At 73.2% G+C, this 20596-nt stretch carries 16 protein-coding genes and 1 pseudogene; 13 read left to right on the forward strand and 4 right to left on the reverse strand.

Translation table 11 applies throughout. The annotated features are described in order from the left end of the window. Nucleotides 1-2 precede the first annotated feature (2 nt). Genes AB0N84_RS04215 through AB0N84_RS04230 form a run of 4 tightly spaced genes read left to right on the forward strand, consistent with a single transcriptional unit; the run spans nt 3 to nt 5788 of the window. The gene (locus AB0N84_RS04215) at nt 3-842 is read left to right on the forward strand and encodes a hypothetical protein (protein WP_289457467.1); all 840 of its coding nucleotides are present in this window, start codon (nt 3-5) and stop codon (nt 840-842) included. Next, entirely contained in the window at nt 839-4870 is a 4032-nt protein-coding gene (gene eccCa, locus AB0N84_RS04220) for a type VII secretion protein EccCa (RefSeq protein WP_363543956.1), read from the forward strand. The genes AB0N84_RS04215 and eccCa overlap by 4 nt, the downstream gene beginning before the upstream one ends. Beyond that, a complete protein-coding gene (locus AB0N84_RS04225; protein ID WP_363543958.1) occupies nt 4860-5207 on the forward strand; it encodes a hypothetical protein in 348 nt (115 codons plus the stop codon). The genes eccCa and AB0N84_RS04225 overlap by 11 nt, the downstream gene beginning before the upstream one ends. Next, entirely contained in the window at nt 5204-5788 is a 585-nt protein-coding gene (locus tag AB0N84_RS04230; RefSeq protein WP_289457464.1) for a hypothetical protein, read from the forward strand. Before AB0N84_RS04225 ends, AB0N84_RS04230 begins: the two co-directional genes overlap by 4 nt. Before the next feature lie 289 nt (nt 5789-6077). On the opposite strand, the gene AB0N84_RS04235 is transcribed toward AB0N84_RS04230, so the two are convergent. The 4 genes from AB0N84_RS04235 to ptsP all read right to left on the reverse strand — a co-directional run bounded on the left by AB0N84_RS04235 (nt 6078) and on the right by ptsP (nt 11028). After that, nucleotides 6078-7241: a mannitol-1-phosphate 5-dehydrogenase gene (locus AB0N84_RS04235; RefSeq protein WP_363543961.1), complete on the reverse strand. Its 1164-nt coding sequence runs from the start codon at nt 7239-7241 to the stop codon at nt 6078-6080. Continuing rightward, nucleotides 7238-7675 (reverse strand): PTS sugar transporter subunit IIA, encoded by a 438-nt coding sequence (locus AB0N84_RS04240; protein WP_022907882.1) that lies wholly within the window; start codon nt 7673-7675, stop codon nt 7238-7240. Before AB0N84_RS04240 ends, AB0N84_RS04235 begins: the two co-directional genes overlap by 4 nt. Before the next feature lie 75 nt (nt 7676-7750). Continuing rightward, nucleotides 7751-9307 (reverse strand): PTS mannitol transporter subunit IICB, encoded by a 1557-nt coding sequence (locus AB0N84_RS04245; RefSeq protein WP_182046590.1) that lies wholly within the window; start codon nt 9305-9307, stop codon nt 7751-7753. A gap of 65 nt (nt 9308-9372) precedes the next feature. Further along, entirely contained in the window at nt 9373-11028 is a 1656-nt protein-coding gene (gene ptsP, locus AB0N84_RS04250) for a phosphoenolpyruvate--protein phosphotransferase (protein WP_363543966.1), read from the reverse strand. Nucleotides 11029-11311: 283 nt separating this feature from the next. Here ptsP and AB0N84_RS04255 point away from each other — a divergent pair, with 283 nt between their 5' ends. From AB0N84_RS04255 to AB0N84_RS04295, 9 genes and pseudogenes are all read left to right on the forward strand, one after another. Continuing rightward, entirely contained in the window at nt 11312-12082 is a 771-nt protein-coding gene (locus AB0N84_RS04255; protein ID WP_058728882.1) for a DeoR/GlpR family DNA-binding transcription regulator, read from the forward strand. A gap of 95 nt (nt 12083-12177) precedes the next feature. After that, nucleotides 12178-12450 (forward strand): HPr family phosphocarrier protein, encoded by a 273-nt coding sequence (locus tag AB0N84_RS04260; protein WP_069712190.1) that lies wholly within the window; start codon nt 12178-12180, stop codon nt 12448-12450. 122 nt (nt 12451-12572) lie between these two features. Then, nucleotides 12573-13415: an exodeoxyribonuclease III gene (locus AB0N84_RS04265; RefSeq protein ID WP_182046593.1), complete on the forward strand. Its 843-nt coding sequence runs from the start codon at nt 12573-12575 to the stop codon at nt 13413-13415. A 39-nt stretch (nt 13416-13454) separates the two neighbouring features. Continuing rightward, a complete protein-coding gene (gene trpS / locus AB0N84_RS04270; RefSeq protein ID WP_182046594.1) occupies nt 13455-14465 on the forward strand; it encodes a tryptophan--tRNA ligase in 1011 nt (336 codons plus the stop codon). A 2-nt stretch (nt 14466-14467) separates the two neighbouring features. Beyond that, entirely contained in the window at nt 14468-15079 is a 612-nt protein-coding gene (locus tag AB0N84_RS04275; RefSeq protein WP_363543970.1) for a GNAT family N-acetyltransferase, read from the forward strand. A gap of 120 nt (nt 15080-15199) precedes the next feature. Further along, on the forward strand, nt 15200-16282 hold the full coding sequence (gene ribD, locus AB0N84_RS04280; RefSeq protein WP_363544172.1) for a bifunctional diaminohydroxyphosphoribosylaminopyrimidine deaminase/5-amino-6-(5-phosphoribosylamino)uracil reductase RibD: 1083 nt from the start codon (nt 15200-15202) through the stop codon (nt 16280-16282). Nucleotides 16283-16311: 29 nt separating this feature from the next. Further along, a pseudogene (gene ribA, locus AB0N84_RS04285) lies at nt 16312-16935 on the forward strand (GTP cyclohydrolase II); the annotation flags it as partial. Between the two features lie 203 nt (nt 16936-17138). After that, entirely contained in the window at nt 17139-18557 is a 1419-nt protein-coding gene (locus AB0N84_RS04290) for an MFS transporter (protein WP_363543972.1), read from the forward strand. Nucleotides 18558-18729: 172 nt separating this feature from the next. Continuing rightward, nucleotides 18730-20586, forward strand: coding sequence for an ABC transporter ATP-binding protein (locus AB0N84_RS04295; protein WP_182046598.1), 1857 nt, complete (start codon nt 18730-18732; stop codon nt 20584-20586). Nucleotides 20587-20596 lie beyond the last annotated feature (10 nt).

Here is a 20596-nt window from a genome sequence, read left to right on the forward strand (position 1 = left end):
CGATGCGACTCATCGACGACGTGGTGCCCGCGCTCGGCCGGGCGTTCTTCGGCAGTGTCGCCGGCGGCGCACGCGAGCTCGACGACGCCCACCGCGCGATCTGCCAGGGCGTCCCCACGAGCCGCCGCATCGCCTTCGCCTCGCTGCGCGGGGGCACCGGCTGCTCGGCCACCGCGGCCGCGGTCGCGACGGTGCTCGCCCGTCGGCGCCCCGGACGTGTCCTCGGCGTCGACGGCGCGGCCGGGTCCCGGTCCTTCGCGGCGTACGCGGGATCGCCCGACACGGACCCGACGCCCGCGTCGGACCGCCGCCGGGTGGCACGCACGTCGTGGGACGCCCTCGACGGTCTGCCCGTCACCCCGGCGGGCCTGCACGTGCTCCGCACCGGCGACCCGCGCAGCCCGTCACGACAGGCCTCGCCGTCCGAGTGGGCGGCGGCGGTCGACCCGATCGCACGCTTCTTCGACGTCGTCGTCGGCGACTGGGGATCGCGGTCCCCCTTCGTCGACCTCGGGTCGGTGGCGGCGGACGCACACGTGGTCGCCCTCGTGACCGGTGCCGACCGCGCCGGCATCGAGGAGGGCGTCGCCCACGCCGAGGCCGTCCGACGGCACGCCGAGGGCACGCGCGTCCTCGTCGTCCCGGTGGACACCACGGGGACGGGCCTCCGCGCGGCCCGGACGGCGGCGGGCTGGCCGGGGCACGAGGTCCACCCCGTGGCGTCGGACCCGTCGCGCGCCGGCGGAACCCGACCCGCAGCCGTCCGCACGGCCCTCGTCCACCTGACCGCGGCCCTCGTCGACGCCGCCGTCGGTCGCCCCGCTCCGGAGGCACACCGGTGAACCGCATCGTGCACCGCCCCGCCCGCGTGTCCACGCCGCTCGTGCGACCGGAGGCCGAGCAGCTGGCACCGCCGCCGCAGCTCCCCGAGGGTCCGAGCGGCGGCCTGCCGCTGCAGTCCCTGCTCCCCGTCGTCGGCGCGGTGTCGTCCGTGGTGATGATGGTGGTGCTCCGCGGCAACAACCCGGTGCTCATGGTCGTCGCGGCGCTCGTCTTCGTCGTCGCCCTCGTCGGCGGACTCGGCATGGCCTTCACGCAGCGCGGCAACGCCGTCCGCAACCGTCGGACGCAGCGCGAGCGGTACCTCGACCACCTCGAGGAGCTCCGCGGCGACCTCCGTGCACGGACGACGGCGGTCCGTGAGCGGGCCGAGCACGTCGACCCGGCGCCGGAGACGCTGCCGCGCGTGGTCGCCGACCCCGCACGCCTCTGGGAGCGCCGGCGGACGCACGGCGACTTCCTGCGCGTCCGGGTCGGCTCCGGTGACGTCGGCTGGCTCGACCTCGTGGTCCCGCCGGACCAGAACCCGGTGCAGCCGCTCGACCCGCTGATGCTCGCCGAGCTCGAACAGGTCGCCGAGCACTACGGCACGGTCCACGCGATGCCCATCACCGTCCGTCTCGACGAGGCCGGCGACGTCTCGGTGGTCGGCGACCGGCAGGCCGTGCTCGCCGTCGCCCGGGCGCTGACGGTCCAGCTCGCGGCGCTGCACTCCCCCGAGGACCTCCACCTCGCCGCGGCCTTCAGCGAGGAGCACGCCGAGGACTGGGCCTGGTTCGACCTGCTGCCGCACGCCCGCATGGACCGGACCTTCGACGGACCGGTGCGTGCCCGCCGGGTCGCGCCGGACGTCCCCTCGCTGGCGCGCGTCCTCGGTGGCGAGCTCGGCGAACGGGCCCGCTCGGCGGCGATGTGGCGACGGTCCGGCAACGCCGGACGCCGCAGCGACCTGCCGCGTCTGGTGGTCGTCGCCGACGAGCACGGCGGCGTCGCCGTACCGCTCGCGCTGCCCGAGGGCGAGACCCGGCCGGAGGACCTGCGGGTCACCGTCGTGCACCTGGTCGCGGACCGACTCCACGAGCCGTCCGACGTCCGTGTCCGCATCACGGCGACGAGCCGCCCGGCAGACGACGCAGCCCGCGAGCGGACGACCCTCGAGATCGTCGATGCGCGGGACGTCGAGGAGGGCGAACCCGCTCCCGTCCAGCCGGCGGTCTGCGACCCGGTGTCCCCGTCCCTCGCGACCGCCGTGGCCCGCGCACTCGCGCCGCTGCGCCTGTCCGCCGACGCCGAGGAGCGCGCCGAGTCGGCGACCGCGCTCGGCGTGCAGGACCTGCTCGGCGTGACCGATGTCACCGCCGTCGACCCGGACCGCACCTGGCGTCCGCGCACCCCGCGGGACTTCCTCCGGGTGCCGATCGGCGTCGACGACTTCGGCGCCCCGCTGCTGCTCGACCTCAAGGAGTCGGCCCAGCTCGGCATGGGGCCGCACGGCATCTGCATCGGCGCGACCGGCTCCGGCAAGAGCGAGATGCTCCGGACGCTCGTCCTCGGCCTGGCGGTGTCGCACCCGCCGGAGGACCTCGCGATGATCCTCGTCGACTACAAGGGCGGCGCCGCGTTCGCGCCGTTCGCCCGGCTGCCCCACGTCGCCGGCCTCATCGACAACCTCGCCGACGACCCCCAGCTCACCCGTCGGGCCCGGGCGTCGATCGCCGGCGAGGTCCGGCGACGCCAGGAGCTGCTCCGCGACGCGGGCTCCTCGCCGTCGATCACCCACTACCGCGAGCTGCGCACCCGTCGCCCGGACCTCCCGCCGATGCCGCACCTGCTCCTCGTGATCGACGAGTTCGGCGAGCTCCTCACCGCCGAGCCGGAGTTCGTCGACCTGCTCCTCATGATCGGCCGCATCGGTCGGTCGATCGGCGTGCACCTGCTCCTGTCGAGCCAGCGCATCGAGGCGGGGAAGCTCCGTGGGCTCGACACCTACCTGTCGTACCGGCTCGGTCTCCGCACGTTCTCGGAGGCCGAGAGCCAGGTCGTGCTCGACACCGGCGACGCCTTCCACCTGCCGGCCGTCCCCGGCTACGGGTACCTGAAGGTCGACACGAGCGTCTACACGCGCTTCCGGTCGGGCTACGTCTCCGGCCCCGTCGACGAGGCCGTCCCCACCGCGGTGATCGCGACGCAGGACGACGCCCCCGAGCCCTTCGAGCTCCCCGTCCACAACACCGTCGCCGCCGAGGACGACGGCCCGGTCGAGGCCGTGCTCGAGACGCCCGATGTCGGTCGGAGCGTCGTGGACGAGGTGGTGGAACGCCTCGCCCGTGCCGACCGCGCGACCGCCCCCGTCTGGCTCCCCCCGCTCCCCGACCGGCTGGCGCTCGGCGCGGTGCTCGACCCGCAGGCCCCGACCGACCCCGCGGGACTCGCCGTGCCGATCGGCCTCCTCGACGACCCCGCCCGACAGCGGCAGCGCCCGTGGGTGCTCGACCTCACGCAGGGCGGCGGCCACGTCGCCGTGATCGGTGCGCCGGGCTCCGGCCGGACCACGTTCCTCCGCACCGTCGCGGCGTCCGTCGCGCTGACCACGACACCCCGTCAGGTGAGCGTGTACGGGATGGACCTCTCCGGGGGTGGGCTCGGGCGGCTCGAGGGCTTCCCGCACGTCGGTGGCGTCGCCACGCGAGCCGACCGCAACCGGCTCCTGCGCCTCGTCGAGGAGCTCCAGGCGATGATCCGCCTCCGCGAGCGCGTGTTCCGCGACCACGGCATCGACTCGCTCGCGATGCTCCGCACCCGGCACGCCGCCGGTCGCGTCCCGGAGCTCGGCTCGGCGGACGTCGTGCTGCTCGTCGACGGGTACGGCGCGATGCGCACGGAGTTCGAGGAGCTCGAGGACGCCTTCGGCGACCTGCTGCAGCGCGGTGGGAGCTTCGGCATCCACGTCGTGCTCGGCCTCACGCGGTGGAACGAGCTGCGCCTGGCCAACCAACCGCTCGTCGGGCAGCGCTTCGAGCTCCGCCTCAACGACCCGGCCGACTCCACCATCGCCCGCGCCGCGGCCGCGACCCTGAAGTCCGGCGAGCCGGGCCGCGTCCTCACGGGCGACGAGCGGTTCGGCCAGGTGGCGCTGCCGGTGCTCGACGACGTCGACGACGACGCCGTCGGAGACGCCCTCGAGGCGCTCGCCCGACGCGTGGCGGACAGCTGGGGCGGCCCGGCTGCGGCGCCGATCCGACTGCTCCCGGAGTCGTTCGACCCCGCGGAGCTGCCCGACCCGCTCGCCGTGCCCGACGCGGTCCCCTTCGCGCTCCGGCAGGACACCATGGAGTTCGTCGCGTTCGACCCCGCGCAGGACCAGCACCTGCTGGTGTTCGGGGACACCCGGAGCGGCAAGACCTCGCTGCTCCGCGGGCTCGCCGCCGGGTTCGTGGAGCGCGCCACGCCGGACGAGCTCGTGCTGGCGTTCATGGACGTCCGCGGTGCGGCCGCCGCGGGCACGCCGGACGAGTTCCTCGGCGGGCATGCCGCCAACGGCCGCGACGCCCGGGGCCTCGCAGCGGCCATCGCGGCAGAGCTCGAGCAGCGCGCCGCCGGGACCTCGACGGGCCCGCGGCCCCGCATCGTGGTGCTCGTGGACGACTACGACATCGTGGCGTCCGCCGGCACCGACCCGCTCGCTCCCCTGGTGCCCTACCTGCCGTCCGCGCGCGACCTCGGTCTGCACCTCGTGCTGACCCGACCGGTCGCCGGTGCGGCGCGCGCCGTGTACGACTCCGTGCTGCAGTCCGTGCGCGACTCCGGCGCGGCCGGACTGGTGCTCAGCGGCGAGCGGTCGGAGGGGCAGGTGTTCCCCAAGGTGTACGCCGAGCAGTTCCCGCCGGGACGCGGCCGACTGGTCCGTCGCGGGACGCCGCCGCGGATCGTGCAGGTCGCCCACTTCCCCGCGGCGGCACCCGAGGCTGCCGGTGCGACCGGTGCCGCGACCACCGTCCTCGACCCGAAGGGAGCGGCCGATGCCCCGTGACCTGCTCGTGCTCTCCACCACGGCGCCGTCGCTCGTGGACTTCGTGAACGCCGGCGCCTCGGTCGACCCGGAACTGCGCGTCCGGTCGCTGGACGGCGACGCCGTGGTCGAGGTCGTCGACGACCACGGCACCGCGCACGTCAGCGTGCAGCACCCGGAACGTGTCGACAACCAGGAGGAGGTCCGTCGCCTCGCGCCGTGGACCACGCTGCGGGCGCCGCTGTGGTGGACCGAGGCCTGGGCGCCCTGGGGCGCGCACGGCGAGGTCGGCGTCACGATCGCTCGGGCCCTCGCGGCCGAGGTCGACGGCGAACTGCTCGTGGAGGACGGCTCGTGACCGGACTCCCCCCGGTCCCCGGCACCCGCCGGGCAGCCGTCCAGCGCGCTCGCACCGTGCTCGTCGCCGGGGTGTCCGGCGGAACGGGCACGACGACGGTCGCCGCCCTCCTCGTCGACGCGGCCGGTGCACGGCGCGGTGCGGTCGTGCAGGCCTCGGACCACTCCGGCGGCGAGCTCGCGTCACGGCTGCCCCGGCTCGACCCGGCGACCACGCGCGACGCGGTGCACGACGCCGGCGCGCACGTGCTCCCCGCCGCACACCTGGCGGCGGCACCGGAGAACGCGCTCGTGGTCGTCGGACGCGCGTCCGACGAGGGTGCAGCGGACGCCGTCGCCGCGCTCGACACCGCCGCCACGGCCGACCCGTCGCTGCCCGCCCGCACGGTCGTCGTCCTCGTGGACCGCACGGCACGCGGTACCGCACCGGACCTCGGCACGCTGCGTGCCCGCGGCGTCGGCGCGGTCGTGGTCCTGCGGCGGGACCCGGCGCTCGGCCGCCCCGGCCGCATCGACCCCGGGCGACTCGCCCGTGCGACGGTCGAGGCCGCCGGGGCGGTCCTCACCGCACTCCGCTGGTGACGGCCGCCCTCGACGAGGGCCTCCCGACGCCGGCGTCTCCACGAGACGCCCGCAGGTCACCGAGACGCCGCGACGAGTGGCGGCGTCCCGCGCAGCGGACGGCGTCCCGCCGAGCGGACGGCGTCTCAGCGAGTGGCGGCATCCCGCCGAGCTGACGGCGTCCCGCGCAGCAGGGTGACCACGAACCGACGGGAGGCGGGGGGGGCGCCCGCCCCCCCCCCCCCCCCCCGCCGGGGGGGGGGGGGCCCGCCGCCCCCGCGCCTCCCGTCCGTCCGTGAGGATGGCGACGCTAGGAGCGCGCCGCGCGCACCCGGTCGGCGAACGCCGCGTGCAGCGGGTGCTCCGCAGCGAGCCCGGTGATCTCCGTCACGACGTCGGCGTCCGAGCGGTCGGAGCGCAGCAGCTGCTGCAGCTCGACGCTCTGCTCGTCGTCCGCGACGTCGAAGCGCAGGGCCGCACCCATCGCGTCGAGCAGCGCCGTCGGCTCGGTGCCGTCCTCGGCCAGGGCCGCCGCGGGCGAGACGAACCGCTCGTCACGCGACAGCTTGCGGAGCGGCTGCCGGCCGACACGGGTCACGGTGTCCGGCAGGTGCGGGTTCTCGAAGCGGCCGATGATGGCCTGGACGTACGAGCGGTGCACCTCGGGGTCGAGCTCGTGCCGACGGACGAGCAGGTCGCTCGTCTCGGCGAGCACGGACTCGAGCGCCGACCGGACCGCGGGGATCGCGATCGCGTCCGAGATCTTGTCCGCCCCGGCGAGGAAGCCGTGGTACGCGACGGTGGCGTGCCCGGTGTTCACCGTGAAGAGCTTGCGCTCGATCGACGCGGCCAGCCCGTCGACGTAGTGCGCGCCGGGGATCTCCGGCTCGTCCCCGCCGAAGGGGGTGCGGTCGATCGCCCACTCGAAGTAGGTCTCGACCGTCACGTCGAGGCCACCGTCCGCGGGCTGCTGCGGGACGATGCGGTCGACGGCGGTGTTCGCGAAGACCGCCTTGGCGAGCGCGGCGTCGCGCTGCTCCTCGGGGAGTGCGGCGACGATGAACTCGCGCAGCCGGTCGGTCGCGTTGATCGCGTTCTCGCACGCCATCACGGCGAGGGGAGCGGCGTCCACGTCGCGGGCGACGAGCCCGCGGGCGATGACGGGCGCGATGAACTTCAGGACGGTCGGGCCGACCGCGCAGGTCACGACGTCGGCGGCGGCCACCTCGGCGACCACCCCGTCCTCGTCCTGCGCGCTGTTGACGGCGCGGAAGGCCGTGACCTCGTGGTCCTGGGCGCCCTGCCCGACCTCGTGCACGGTGTACGAGTCGGCTGCCGCGAGGGCGTCGATCAGCGGGGCGGCGACGTCGGCGAAGACGACCTCGTACCCGGCCTCGTGGAGCAGGAGCCCGACGAAGCCGCGGCCGATGTTCCCCGCGCCGAAGTGGACGGCGGTGCGCGTTCCGGTGGTCACTCGTTGACCTCGCCGAGGATCGACAGGATCGCCGCCGTGTCCGGGGCGTCGGTGAGCTTCTGGACCTCGTCCTCGTCGGAGAACACGATCGCGATCTTGGACAGGATGTCGAGGTGCTCGTTGTTCACGCCGGCGATGCCGACGACGAAGCGCACGGGGTTGCCGTCCCAGTCGATCGGGGTGGCGTAGCGGATGAACGACAGGGCGGACGACTTGATGGCGTCCTTCGCGTCGTTGGTGCCGTGCGGGATCGCGAGGAAGTTGCCCATGTACGTCGAGACGCTCTTCTCACGCTCGAGCATCGCCGGGTAGTAGTCCGCCGTGACCGCGCCTGCAGCCTCGAGGATCTCGGCCGCCTCCTTCATCGCCTCCGACTTCGTCGGGGCGGTGTCCTCGGTGTGGATGCGGATCTGGCTCTCCTGCAGGACGGGCATGGGGGTTCTCCTTGCTGATCGCGGACGTGGTGGAGGGGGCGGACCGTGGTCCGCCCCCTCCGATACTGCACTTCGTTACTGGTTCTTGAGCTGCTCGACGACCTGGTCGTACTGCGGCGCATTCATGAAGTTGCCGACCGACACGTGCTGTGCGCCCGGGTTCTTCTGCTTGGCGCGGTCGGTGAGCTCCTCCTGCGTGATGATGAGGTCCTCGGTGCCGTCGAGGTTCGCGATCGCCTTGTTGACGACCGTGACGCCCTCGATGCCCGCCTTCTTGACCTTGTTCCGCAGGACGCTGGCACCCATGGCGCTCGAGCCCATGCCGGCGTCGCACGCGAACACGACGTTCTCGACGCGGGTCGCCGTGGTGGTCGACGCCGATCCGACGCCACCGAGCGAGGCCTCGGCCTCCTCCTCGTTGGCCGGGGAGTTGTTGCCGAGCAGACCCGAGGTCGCGGCGTTGACGTCGCGGCCCTTGTTGGCCTGGAGCTTCGCCATCGCGGCGCTCATGTCGCCGCCGTTGTTCGCCAGGTCGCGCTTGCGGCTGGCGAGCAGGAAGAAGGACGCCACCGCGAACGAGACCGCCGCGGAGAGGACCACCGAGAGGATGACGCCGACGTAGCTGTCCTTCGCCGTGGCGGTGAGGACGGCGATGATCGATCCGGGCGAGGCCGGGGCGACGAGGCCGGACTGGAAGGCGACGTTCGTGGCGACACCGGTCGCGCCACCGAGGATGACGGCGAGGAACAGCACCGGCTTCTGCAGCACGTACGGGAAGTAGATCTCGTGGATGCCACCGAAGAACTGGATGAGGATCGCGCCGGGAGCGGTCGAGCGGGCGATGCCGACACCGAAGAAGGTGAAGGCGAGCAGGATGCCGAGACCGGGGCCGGGGTTCGCCTCGAGCAGGAAGAGGATGCTCTTGCCGGACTCCTGGACCTGCTGGGCACCGAGCTGGTCGAGCACGCCGTGGTTGATGGCGTTGTTGAGGAAGAAGACCTTCGCCGGCTCGATGATGACGCTGGCGAGCGGCAGCAGGGAGCTGTCGACGAGGAACTTCACCGCGGCGCCGAGGCCCTCGGCGATGAGCTTGAACAGCGGGGCCAGCCAGAAGAAGCCGACGAGCGCGAGCGCGAAGCCGAGGATGCCGGCCGCGTAGTTGTTCACGAGCATCTCGAAGCCGGGCTTGATCTTGCCGTCCCAGATCTTGTCGATCTGCTTGATGAGGTACGCACCGAGCGGACCGCAGATCATCGCACCGAGGATCATGATCGTGCCGTTGGCGCCGATGATGACACCCATCGCCATGATCGAGCCCACGACGGCACCGCGGGTCTCGTAGATCATCCGGCCGCCCTGGAAGGCGATCGCGAGCGGGATCAGGTAGGTGAGGATCGGGCCGACGAGACCGATGTTGGCCACGCCGTCCGTCTCGCCGAAGCCGCCGAGGACGCCGACCGGCGTCCACCCGGTCTCGATGAAGAAGGCGGTGATGAGGCCCCACGCGATGAAGATCGCGATGTTCGGCATCACCATGCCGGAGAGGAACGTGCCGAACTTCTGGACGGCGACGCGTGCGCCGCCCCGCGACTTCGCGGGTGCGTCGGGCGCTGCAACGGACGACGTTGTCATGTGCCTGGCTTTCTGTGATGGGTGCTGCAGTGGTGGAGGGGTGTGGTGCTGCTGTGGTGCTGCGGCTAGGCGGCGTGCGCAGCTGCCGCGGCGGTCTTGGCCGCCGCCGCGGTGCTCGCGGCGAGTGCCGCCTTCGCCATCTCGCGGGCCTGCTCGAGCGTGTGCTGGCCGAGCTCGGCGCGCACGTCGGCCAGGGCCGCGGGGGTCATGGACAGGGTGGTGGCGCCGAGGCCGACGAGCACGACGGCGAGCAGCGGGTCGGCCGCGGCCTCACCGCAGATGCCGACGGCCTTGCCCGCGTCGGCGCCGGCCGCCCCGAGCTGCGCGACGAGGCGCAGGACGGCGGGGTGCCACGGGTCCTGGTAGGACGCGACGGTGCCGAGCATGCGGTCGGCGGCCATCGTGTACTGGGTCAGGTCGTTCGTGCCGATCGACACGAAGTCGGCGGTCGTGAGGACCTGCTCGGCCATCAGCGCGAGCGAGGGCACCTCGGCCATGACACCCGCGGTGCGGATGCCGAGCTCGCGGGCCAGGTCGACGAAGTACTCGGTCTCCTCGGCGTCGGCGACCATCGGCGCCATCACCCAGAGGTCCGCCTCGGTCGCGGCGTCGGCCTGCGCCAGCGCGGTGAGCTGGTCGCGCAGGACCTCCTCGTGGTTGCGGAGCGCCCGGAGACCGCGGCGACCGAGCGCCGGATTCTCCTCGTCCTTGTCCGTGAGGAACGGCAGCGGCTTGTCGGCACCGGCGTCGAGCGCACGGACGACCACCTTCTTGCCGGGGAACGCCTCGAGCAGCTGGCGGTACGACTCGGTCTGCTGCGCGACGGTCGGTGCCGTCGGCGAGTCGAGGAAGAGGAACTCGGTGCGGAAGAGCCCCACGCCCTCCGCACCGAGAGCGACGGCGCCCGCGGCGTCGGCGGGGCTGCCGAGGTTCGCGAGCAGCGGGACCAGGTGGCCGTCGGCCGTGGCCCCGGCGGTGAGCGGTGCGGCCGCGACGGCGAGACGGTCGGCGATCCGACGCTCGACGTCGGCGACGAGCTCGGCGGACGGCTCGGTCACGACGGTGCCGGCGGCCGCGTCCACGACGACGGGGGTGCCGTCGACGAGACCGTCGGCCCCGGTGACCCCGACGATCGCGGTGATGCCCTTGGCGCGGGCGAGGATCGCGGTGTGCGAGGTCGGGCCGCCGTCACGGGTGACGAGCGCGAGGACCTTGTCGAGGTCGAGCAGCGCGGTGTCGGCGGGGGCGAGGTCGCGGGCGACGAGCACGAACGGCGTGTCCGACTCGGGCACGCCCGGCGCGGGGACGCCGCGGAGCTTGGCGACGATGCGCTGGGCGACGTCGTCGAGGTCGGCGGCGCGCTCCCCCATGTAGCCGCCCATGCCGACGAGCAGGTCACGGAACTGGCCGAACGCCTCGAACACCGCGCGCTCGGCGTTCGTGCCGCCGTCGATGCGGGCGTGCACGTCGTCGAGGAGGGTCGGGTCCTGCGCCATCAGCGCCTGGGCCTCGAGCACCGCCTGGGCGTCGCCACCGGCGAGCTGCCCGCGCTTGTTGAGGTCCTCCGCCACGACCGCGAGGGCGTCGTGCACGGACTGCTTCGCGTCGTCCGCCGAACCCTCGAGCGGGGCCGTCGACGGTGCGCCGAGCGGGTCCGCCATCCGGAGCACGGGGCCGTGGGCGACGCCACGGCCGACGCCGGTGCCGAGCAGTTCGGACATTCGAGACTCCTTCATCTCACGCGGAGGTGCTTGGGGGTGCGAGCCGCGCGACGAATCGGGTCCGACCGCGGCGGCGTGCGATCACACTACCCCGATCCACGTTGACAAACAAACACATCCGGGGATAAAAATGCAGAAACAGGTGCCCGTTTGCGTCCGGCGGACGAACCGAACGGGCACGCTCCGCCGTGATCGTGTCCGAGCCGGTCCGTTCCGGCCCGACCGAGCAGCCCCGAGCGAGCAGCCCGACCGTTCCACCCCGACCGCGAGACGACGAGGTCCGATGTACGCACCAGAGCGCCACCAGCGCATCGTCGAGCGCGCCCGCTCGCAGGGGCGCGTCGACGTGAAGGACCTCGCCGAGCTGCTCGAGGTCACCCCGGAGACGATCCGGCGCGACCTCACGAGCCTCGAGCGGCGTGGGCTGGTCCGGCGCGCCCACGGCGGCGCGATCCCGGTCGAACGGATCACGCTGCACCCGGGCGTCGGCGACCGCGGCGGCATCAACCAGGCCGAGAAGATGGTGATCGCCGAGGCGGCCCTCGCCGAGCTGCCGGAGAACGGCTCGGTCATGATCGACGCGGGCACCTCGACGATCTGCCTGGCCGAGATGCTGCCCACCGACCGCGGCCTGACGGTCGTCACGCACTCGCTGCCCGTGGCCATGGCGGTCGCGAACCGGTCCGGCATCGACCTGCACCTGCTCGGCGGCAACATCCGCAGCGACTCGCTCGCCGGCGTCGGCACCTGGACCCACCAGCTGATCGGGATGGTCAGCGTCGACGTGGCGTTCATCAGCATCAACGGGATCACCCCCGAGCGCGGACTGACCACGCACAACATGGCCGAGGCGGCCGTCAAGAGCGCGATGATCAAGTCCGCCCGTCGCAGCATCCTGCTCGCCGACCACACGAAGTTCGGTCGCGAGGAGTTCGGGCGCGTCGCCCCGCTCGCCGCGATCGACACGATCATCACCGACCCCGGCGTGAACGCCGACCTCGTGCGCGAGGTCGAGGCCGCCGGCACCGAGGTCCTCTGGCCCGGCCGCGACTGACCGGACCACGGTCCGTCCCGCCCGGACAGCCCCCCGGAACCGCCCACCTCGCGCTCGCTAGCATGAGCGAACCACCCGTCGACAGGAGTCAACGCATGTCCGAAGCCACCCGCACCGTCACCGTCGCCAGCGCGTCCGGCCTGCACGCCCGCCCCGCGTCCCTCTTCGTGCAGACCGTCACCGCGTCCGGCCACCAGGTGACGATCGCCAAGGGCGACAAGACCGGCAACGCGGGCAGCATCCTCGCCCTCCTCGGTCTCGGCATCGAGAACGGCGACGAGGTCACCCTCACGGTGACCGGCGACGACGCCGACGCGACCGCGGACAGCCTGGTCGAGTTCCTGCAGACGGACCACGACGCGGCCTGAGCAGACCGGTCGCGCGACGCGACCACCTGACGGACGGGAGGCGCGGTGCCAGCGGGCACCGCGCCTCCCGTCCGTCACGGGTGCGGCCGGGCCTGTCCCCGCGCGTCGGTAGGGTGGTCGGCATGACACGCCTGCGCCTCGCATCCGTCAACGTGAACGGCGTCCGCGCCGCGTTCCGGAAGGGCATGGGCGACTGGCTCGACACGCGCGAGGTCGACGTGCTGGCCCTGCAGGAGGTCCGCGCATCGAGCGACGACCTGGCCGGGCTCCTCGGCGACGAGTGGGACATCGTGCACGACCCCGCCACGGCGAAGGGCCGCGCGGGTGTCGCGATCGCCTCGCGCCACCGTGCGCACATCCACCGCGTCGAACTGGGTCCGACGGACTTCGACTCCGCCGGACGCTGGATCGAGGCCGACTACGAGCTCGACGGCACCACCGTCACGGTCGTGTCCTGCTACGTGCACTCGGGCGAGGTCGACACCCCGAAGCAGGACGAGAAGTGGAAGTTCCTCGACGCGATGACCGAGCGGCTGCCGGCGCTGCGCGCGCACAACCCGCTCGCGGTCGTCGTCGGCGACCTCAACGTCGGGCACGACCAGCGGGACATCAAGAACTGGAAGGGCAACGTCAAGCGCGCCGGGTTCCTCCCGCGCGAACGTGCCTACTTCTCGCGGTTCTTCGGGACCGAGGGCGAACCCGTCGAGGGCGCGGACGGCTCGACCGGCCCGGGCCTCGGCTGGGTGGACGTCGGACGCGACCAGGCCGGTGACGTCGACGGGCCCTACACGTGGTGGTCGTGGCGCGGCCAGGCGTTCGACAACGACAGCGGCTGGCGCATCGACTACCAGGTGGCCACCCCCGACCTCGCCGCGAAGGTCACGCAGTACACGGTCGACCGCGCCGCGGCGTACGACCAGCGATGGTCCGACCACGCTCCCGTGGTCGTCGACTACGAGCTCTGACCCGCTCCCCCTCCGCTCTCGCAGTACAGGAACAGCACCATGACCACGACGCGCATCTTCTCCGGCATCCAGCCCTCGGCCGGGTCCCTCCACCTCGGCAACTACGTCGGGGCGCTCATGCAGTGGCGCGACCTGCAGGACGACCACGACGCCATCTACTGCGTGGTCGACATGCACGCGATCACGTCGCCGCAGGACCCCACGGAGCTCCGGGCGAGCACGCGCGCGACCGCGGCGCAGTACATCGCGTCCGGCATCGATCCGACCAAGTCGACCCTGTTCGTGCAGTCCCACGTGCCGGCGCACGCCGAGCTCGCATGGGTGCTCAACACCCTGACGGGGTTCGGCGAGGCCAGCCGGATGACCCAGTTCAAGGACAAGTCAGCACGCCAGGGCGCCGAGGCGGCCTCGGTCGGCCTGTTCACCTACCCGATCCTGATGGCGGCGGACATCCTGCTGTACGACACGGCGGTCGTGCCGGTCGGTGACGACCAGCGCCAGCACGTCGAGCTGACGCGCGACCTCGCCACCCGGTTCAACTCGCGCTTCGGCGACACCTTCGTCGTCCCGAAGGCACAGATCGGCACCGAGACCGCCCGGATCTACGACCTGCAGGACCCGACGAGCAAGATGAGCAAGTCCGCGGCGTCGGACAACGGGCTGATCCGCCTGCTCGACGACCCGAAGCGCACCGCGAAGAAGATCCGGTCGGCCGTCACCGACACCGAGCGCGAGATCCGGGCCGACCGTCAGGCCAAGCCCGGTGTGACCAACCTGCTCGCGATCCTCTCGGCGTTCACGCGCACCCCGGTCGCGTCGCTCGAGGAGCAGTTCGTGGGCAAGGGCTACGGCGACCTCAAGGGTGCGGTGGCGGACGCCGTCGTCGCCGAGCTCGAGCCGGTGCGCGCCCGGACGCTGGAACTGCTCGACGACCCGGCCGAGCTGGACCGGCTGCTCGCCGTCGGTGCGGACCGTGCCGAGGCGATCGCGCAGGCCACCCTCGCCCGCGTGTACGACCGCATCGGCTTCGTGCCGCGCCGCCGCGCCTGACGATGCTCCCCCTGACGCTGTCGTCGGACCGGGTGCGCCTGACGGTGCCCACCCGGGCCGACACGGCTGCGATCACCGAGGGGTGCCAGGACCCGGCCGTGGTCCGGTGGACGACCGTCCCGACGCCGTACACCGAGCGCGAGGCGCAGACCTTCGTGGACGCGCTCGTCGGCCCCGGCTGGGCGTCCGACCGCGAGTACACGTGGGGCATCCGGCGGGCCGGCTCGGACTGGCTCGTCGGCGTGGTCTCCTTCCGCACCGAGCACCGTGACCTCGGCTTCTGGCTCGCGCCCGCCGCCCGGGGTGCCGGGATCATGCACGAGGCCGTCGAACTCGTGGTCGCGTGGGCGTTCGACCGCGGCGCCCCCGACGTGTACTGGGAGTGCTACGAGGGCAACGTCGGGTCGGCGTCGGTCGCCCGCTCGGCGGGGTTCTCCTTCACCGGCACCGGGACCGCCCGCATCCCCGCCCGTGACGGCGGGCCGACGGTGGCGTGGACGGGGCTGCGTCGCGCCGACGGTGCACCGGCGTCGGAGCTGCCCTGGCCGGCTGCGTCGTTCCCGGACGGCACCGAGGGACCGGAGCACGCGGGCGTGCACCGGGGCGGTCGCTGACACGCGCGGGCGTTCGCTGACAGGGGACCACCGGGTGACGGGTCACCGACGGCCGGTCGGTAGTGTCGGAGCGTGACCACGAACCCCGATCCGTCGGTCCGACCCGCAGAGGGCCGAGCGATGCGCCGCGCGCTCGAGCTCGCCGCGCTCGGGCCGGCCGTCGGCGACCACGCCCGGGTCGGCGCGGTGATCCTCTCCCCCGCCGGCGACGTCCTGGGCGAGGGCTGGCACCGGGGCGCCGGCACCCCGCACGCCGAGGTCGCCGCGATGGCCGAGGTGCCCGCCGAGCAGCTCCGCGGTGCCACCGCGGTGGTCACCCTCGAGCCCTGCAACCACGTCGGCCGCACCGGACCGTGCGCCCTGGCCCTGATCGAGGCCGGCGTCGGACGGGTCGTCTACGCGGTCGACGACCCGGGCGAGCACGCGCACGGCGGGGCCGACCGGTTGCGCGCGGCCGGGGTCGACGTCGTGTCCGGCCTGCTCGCCGACGAGGCCGAGGCCTTCCTCGAGCGCTGGCTCCTCTCCGTCCGCACCGGACGCCCGTGGGTGACCGTGAAGTGGGCGTCGAGCCTGGACGGACGCGTCGCCGCGGCCGACGGCACGAGTCGCTGGATCACCGGGGCGGCCGCACGGCAGCACGTCCACGAGCAGCGGGCCGCGCACGACGCGATCCTCGTCGGCACCGGGACGGTGCTCGCCGACGATCCGAGCCTGACGGCGCGCGGCGACGCGGGCGAGCTCCTCGCCGACCAGCCCCTCCCCGTCGTGGTCGGCGACCGCGCGGTGCCCGACACCGCCGCCGTCCGACAGCACCCGCGCGGCCTGCTCGCGCTCCCGGGGCACGACCTCGCGGACGCGCTCCGCACCCTGCGCGACCACGGCGTCCACTCGGTGTTCGTCGAGGGCGGTCCGACGGTCGCCTCGGCGCTCATCGCGGACGGCCTGGTCGACGAGGTGCTCGTCTACCTCGCCCCGGTCCTGCTCGGCGGCCCCCGGGTCGCGATCGGCGACGTCGGGGTGGGAAGCATCGGCGACCGCCGCCAGTTGGACGTGACGTCCACCACCAGCCTGGGCCCCGACCTCCTGGTCCGCGCTCGTCCCCACCGCCCCCGGACCGGCTCCGGCCGGCCGGCGGAGGGGACCGCGCCCACCGGAGCGGCGACGACAGCAGACCAGGCACAGAACGACCGGAGCACCGCATGACCGACGCCCTCACCTCCCCCACCCCGGGCAGCCCGGTGCACTTCGAGGTCGCGACCGACGTCCCGACGACGCACGGGACGTTCGAGATGCGCGCCTACCGCGACCTCGTGACGAGTGCCGAGCACGTCGCGATCATCGCTCCCGCGCCCGACGGGTCGGCACCGGGCGACGACGCCCTGGTCCGCGTGCACTCGGAGTGCCTGACCGGCGAGGCGTTCGGATCCCTGAAGTGCGAGTGCGGCCCGCAGCTCGATGCCGCGCTCGACACGATCGCCGCCGAGGGCGGTGTCGTGGTGTACCTGCGTGGTCAGGAGGGCCGCGGCATCGGGCTCATCAACAAGCTCAAGGCGTACCGCCTGCAGGAGGACGGGCTCGACACCCTCGACGCGAACCTCGCGCTCGGGCTGCCGGCGGACTCCCGCGAGTACGGCGGAGCCGCCGGGATCCTCGCCGACCTCGGCATCACGCGCGTCCGACTGCTGTCGAACAACCCGGAGAAGCGCCGCCAGCTCGAGGAGCACGGCATCACCGTGTCCGCGCTCGTGCCGCTCGTCGTCGGGATCTCCGCGCAAAACGCCGGGTACCTGGACACGAAGCGTGACCGCATGGGCCACCAGCTGCCCCCGCACCTCGAGGCCGACACCACCAGCTGAGCGCAGGGCACGCACCGGGGACCCTCGGTGGATTCGCAGGTGGACGACATCTGTCGTACGCTGGGTGCTCCGTCACGAGCGGGACCACCCACCGAACGCACCCGACCGAGAGACGCGCCACCCCGCGCGGACCGGTCGGTGTCCGCAGCTTCGGCAGCCACCGCCGCGCTCGAGAGAGCGCTCCCCTCGGAGTCCCCCGCACCATGTCCGCCGCACCGGCACCCACGTCCGCCCCCACCCCGGCATCCGCGCCGGCCGAGAACCCCCGGTCCCGCGTCGTCATCGCGAGCCTGGTCGGCACCTCGATCGAGTTCTACGACTTCTACGTCTACGCGACCGCCGCCGTCCTGGTCTTCCCCGCGCTGTTCTTCCCGAACGAGGACCCGACGGCCTCGCAGCTGTCGTCCTTCGTGACCTTCGCGCTCGCCTTCTTCGCCCGCCCGGTGGGGTCGATCCTGTTCGGCCACTTCGGCGACCGCGTCGGCCGCAAGGCCACCCTCGTCGCGTCGCTCCTCGTCATGGGGACCGCGACCTTCCTCATCGGCTGCCTGCCGACCTTCGGCACCATCGGCATCTGGGCACCCGTCCTGCTCGCCGTGATGCGCTTCGCCCAGGGCGTCGGACTCGGCGGCGAGTGGTCCGGGGCCGCACTGCTCGCGACGGAGAACGCGCCGAAGGGCAAGCGCGGCGTGTTCGGGTCGATGCCGCAGCTCGGCGCCCCGATCGGCTTCCTGCTCGCCAACGGCCTGTTCATCGCGATCAACGCCGCGATGCCCGCCGGCGCGGACGGCACCCCGAACGCCGACTTCCAGGCGTGGGGCTGGCGCATCCCGTTCCTGCTCTCCGCGGTGCTCGTCATCGTCGGGCTCTACGTCCGGTTCAAGCTCGTCGAGTCGACCGTCTTCCGCGGCGTGCAGGAGACCGGCAGCGTCGCGAAGCTCCCGCTCGGCCGGGTGTTCCGGACCTCGTGGAAGGCCGTCATCGTCGGCACCTTCGGCATGGTCGCCACGTACGTCCTCTTCTACTTCATGACGACCTTCACGCTGAACTACGGCACCACCGGTGCCGAGGCGGGACCGCTCGTGCCGAAGATCGGCCTCGGCTACAGCCGCGGCGAGTTCCTCACGCTGCTCATGATCGGCGTCGTGTTCTTCGGCATCTTCACGCCGATCGCGGGCTGGCTGGCGGACAAGTACGGCCGTCGCCGCACCCTCATCCCCACGACGATCGGCATCGCGCTGTTCGGCCTGACGTTCCAGCTGTGGTTCGCCGCGTCGACGGGACCGATCACGGTGGTCACGTTCCTCGTCGTCGGGCTGTCGCTCATGGGCCTGACCTTCGGCCCGATGGGGGCGCTGCTGCCGGAGCTCTTCCCGACGAACGTCCGCTACACCGGCTCGGCGATCGCCTACAACGTCGCGTCGATCCTCGGGGCGTCGCTCGCGCCCACGATCGCCCTGGCGCTCTGGCGGCCGGACGGGAACATCTTCCTCGTCGGCCTGTACCTGACGATCGCCGCGGTCGTGACGCTCGTCGCCCTGCTGTTCGTGCGCGAGACGAAGAGCCGCGGGCTCGCGGACGCAGACGCAGACGCGACCGCAGCCACGGACGTGCGCGCCTGACGGGTCGCCCAGGCGACCACCCGCCGGACGGGAGGCGCGGTGCCGGCTGGTACCGCGCCTCCCGTTCCGTCGTCCCCAGCACCACGGACGGCGCAGCACGCACCCACGTGACGGTGGGAGACTGGACGACGGCCGCCAGCACACCCCGCACGGGCGGCAGGAACCAGGAACGATGAGCCTCCCCTTCGTACGACGCAAGCAGTCCGACGGCCCCCGCGCGAGCTTCGGACGACTGCTGACCTACCTGTTCGAGAACAAGCCCGCGATGGTCGTCATCATCGTGCTGAGCGTCCTCGGAGCCGGCGCCTCGCTCGCGCAGCCGCTGCTCGTCAACCAGGTCGTCACCGCCGTGCAGCGCGGTGACACGCTCTCGGTCCTGGTCTGGGTGCTCGTCGCGCTCGTCCTCGTGTCGGGCGTCCTGAACGGCGTCCAGCACTTCCTGCTCCAGCGCGCCGGCGAGGGCGTGGTGCTCTCCACCCGTCGCAAGCTCATCGCGCGCATCCTCAACCTGCCGATCTCCGAGTTCGACACCCGGCGTACCGGCGACCTGGTGTCCCGGGTCGGCAGCGACACCACCCTCCTGCGGGCCGTGCTGACGCAGGGGCTCATCGAGTCGATCGGCGGCGCACTGACGTTCGTCGGCGCCGTCATCGCGATGGCGGTCATCGATCCGCTGCTCCTCGGCATCACGGTCGTCATCGTGCTCGTCGCGATCGTCGTCGTCGGCGGGCTCAGCCGGCGCATCCGCGTGGCGTCGAAGCGCGCGCAGGAGAAGGTCGGTGACCTCACCGCCGCGGTCGAACGCGGCATCGGCGCCGTCCGCACGATCCGCGCCGCCGGTGCCACCGAGCGCGAGGTCCGCGAGGTCGACGGCCACGCCACCGAGGCCTACCGCCGCGGTCTCGACATCGCCCGGATGTCGGCGTTCGTCGTCCCGGTCGCGAGCATCGTCCTGCAGGTCGCGTTCATCGCCGTCCTCGGCGTCGGCGGGGCGCAGGTCGCCGCGGGCACCATCACGATCGCCACCCTCATCACCTTCATCCTGCTGCTCTTCATGATGGTCATGCCGCTCGGCCAGGCCCTCGGCGCGGTCGTCGCCGTCGCGCAGGCCCTCGGGGCGCTCGGCCGCATCGAGGAGGTCCTGCACCTGCCGACCGAGGACCAGGACGACGCCGCGGTCCGGGTCGCCGCAGCGATCGAGACCGACGACGCGATCGCGTTCGAGCACGTCACGTTCCGGTACGCGCGTGCGGCCGACGCGTCGGGTGCGGACGGCGCGACGGGCGCGGACGGCGCGACGGGCCGGTCGGGAGGCCCGGGTGCCGTCGACGACGCACCCGCCGCCGGCGACGTGGTGCTGGACGACGTGTCGTTCCGGGTCCCGCGCGGCGCGCGCGTCGCGCTGGTCGGCCCGTCGGGCGCCGGGAAGTCGACGACCCTCGCCCTGATCGAGCGGTTCTACGACCCGACCGACGGGGTCATCCGGCTCGGCGGTGTCGACGTCCGCGGGCTCGACCGCGCCGAGCTCCGCGCACAGATCGGGTACGTCGAGCAGGACGCTCCGGTGCTCGCGGGCACGATCCGGGCGAACCTGCTCCTCGGCTCGCCCGACGCCTCCGAGGAGGACTGCGTCCGCGTGCTGGAGGCGGTCAACCTCGGCGAGGTGCTGCACCGCGACCCCCGGGGCCTCGACGCGCAGGTCGGCGAGGACGGCGTCATGCTGTCCGGTGGTGAGCGGCAGCGACTCGCGATCGCCCGCGCGCTGCTGGCCGCTCCCCCGATCCTGCTGCTCGACGAGTCGACGTCGTCCCTCGACGGCGTGAACGAGCAGAAGATGCGGCTCGCGATCGACGCCGTCGCCGAGGACCGCACCCTGCTCGTCATCGCGCACCGGCTGTCCACCGTCGTGGACTCGGACGTCATCGTCGTGCTCGAGCACGGCCGGGTCGTCGGCACGGGCACGCACTCCGAGCTCGTGCAGTCGACCCCGCTCTACCGGGACCTCGCGAAGCACCAGCTGCTCGTCTGACCCCGGCCCT

This window comes from Curtobacterium sp. NPDC089185, from assembly GCF_040685235.1.
Lineage (GTDB): Bacteria > Actinomycetota > Actinomycetes > Actinomycetales > Microbacteriaceae > Curtobacterium > Curtobacterium citri.

Coding starts and splice junctions, on each gene's coding strand:
- AB0N84_RS04245 (WP_182046590.1), bottom strand. CDS start 9,307: ATGACAACGTCGTCCGTTGCAGCGCCCGACGCACCCGCGAAGTCGCGG.
- AB0N84_RS04260 (WP_069712190.1), top strand. CDS start 12,178: ATGTCCGAAGCCACCCGCACCGTCACCGTCGCCAGCGCGTCCGGCCTG.
- AB0N84_RS04240 (WP_022907882.1), bottom strand. CDS start 7,675: ATGCCCGTCCTGCAGGAGAGCCAGATCCGCATCCACACCGAGGACACC.
- AB0N84_RS04225 (WP_363543958.1), top strand. CDS start 4,860: ATGCCCCGTGACCTGCTCGTGCTCTCCACCACGGCGCCGTCGCTCGTG.
- AB0N84_RS04295 (WP_182046598.1), top strand. CDS start 18,730: ATGAGCCTCCCCTTCGTACGACGCAAGCAGTCCGACGGCCCCCGCGCG.
- AB0N84_RS04265 (WP_182046593.1), top strand. CDS start 12,573: ATGACACGCCTGCGCCTCGCATCCGTCAACGTGAACGGCGTCCGCGCC.
- ptsP (WP_363543966.1), bottom strand. CDS start 11,028: ATGTCCGAACTGCTCGGCACCGGCGTCGGCCGTGGCGTCGCCCACGGC.
- AB0N84_RS04215 (WP_289457467.1), top strand. CDS start 3: ATGCGACTCATCGACGACGTGGTGCCCGCGCTCGGCCGGGCGTTCTTC.
- AB0N84_RS04275 (WP_363543970.1), top strand. CDS start 14,468: ATGCTCCCCCTGACGCTGTCGTCGGACCGGGTGCGCCTGACGGTGCCC.
- trpS (WP_182046594.1), top strand. CDS start 13,455: ATGACCACGACGCGCATCTTCTCCGGCATCCAGCCCTCGGCCGGGTCC.
- AB0N84_RS04255 (WP_058728882.1), top strand. CDS start 11,312: ATGTACGCACCAGAGCGCCACCAGCGCATCGTCGAGCGCGCCCGCTCG.
- ribD (WP_363544172.1), top strand. CDS start 15,200: ATGCGCCGCGCGCTCGAGCTCGCCGCGCTCGGGCCGGCCGTCGGCGAC.
- AB0N84_RS04290 (WP_363543972.1), top strand. CDS start 17,139: ATGTCCGCCGCACCGGCACCCACGTCCGCCCCCACCCCGGCATCCGCG.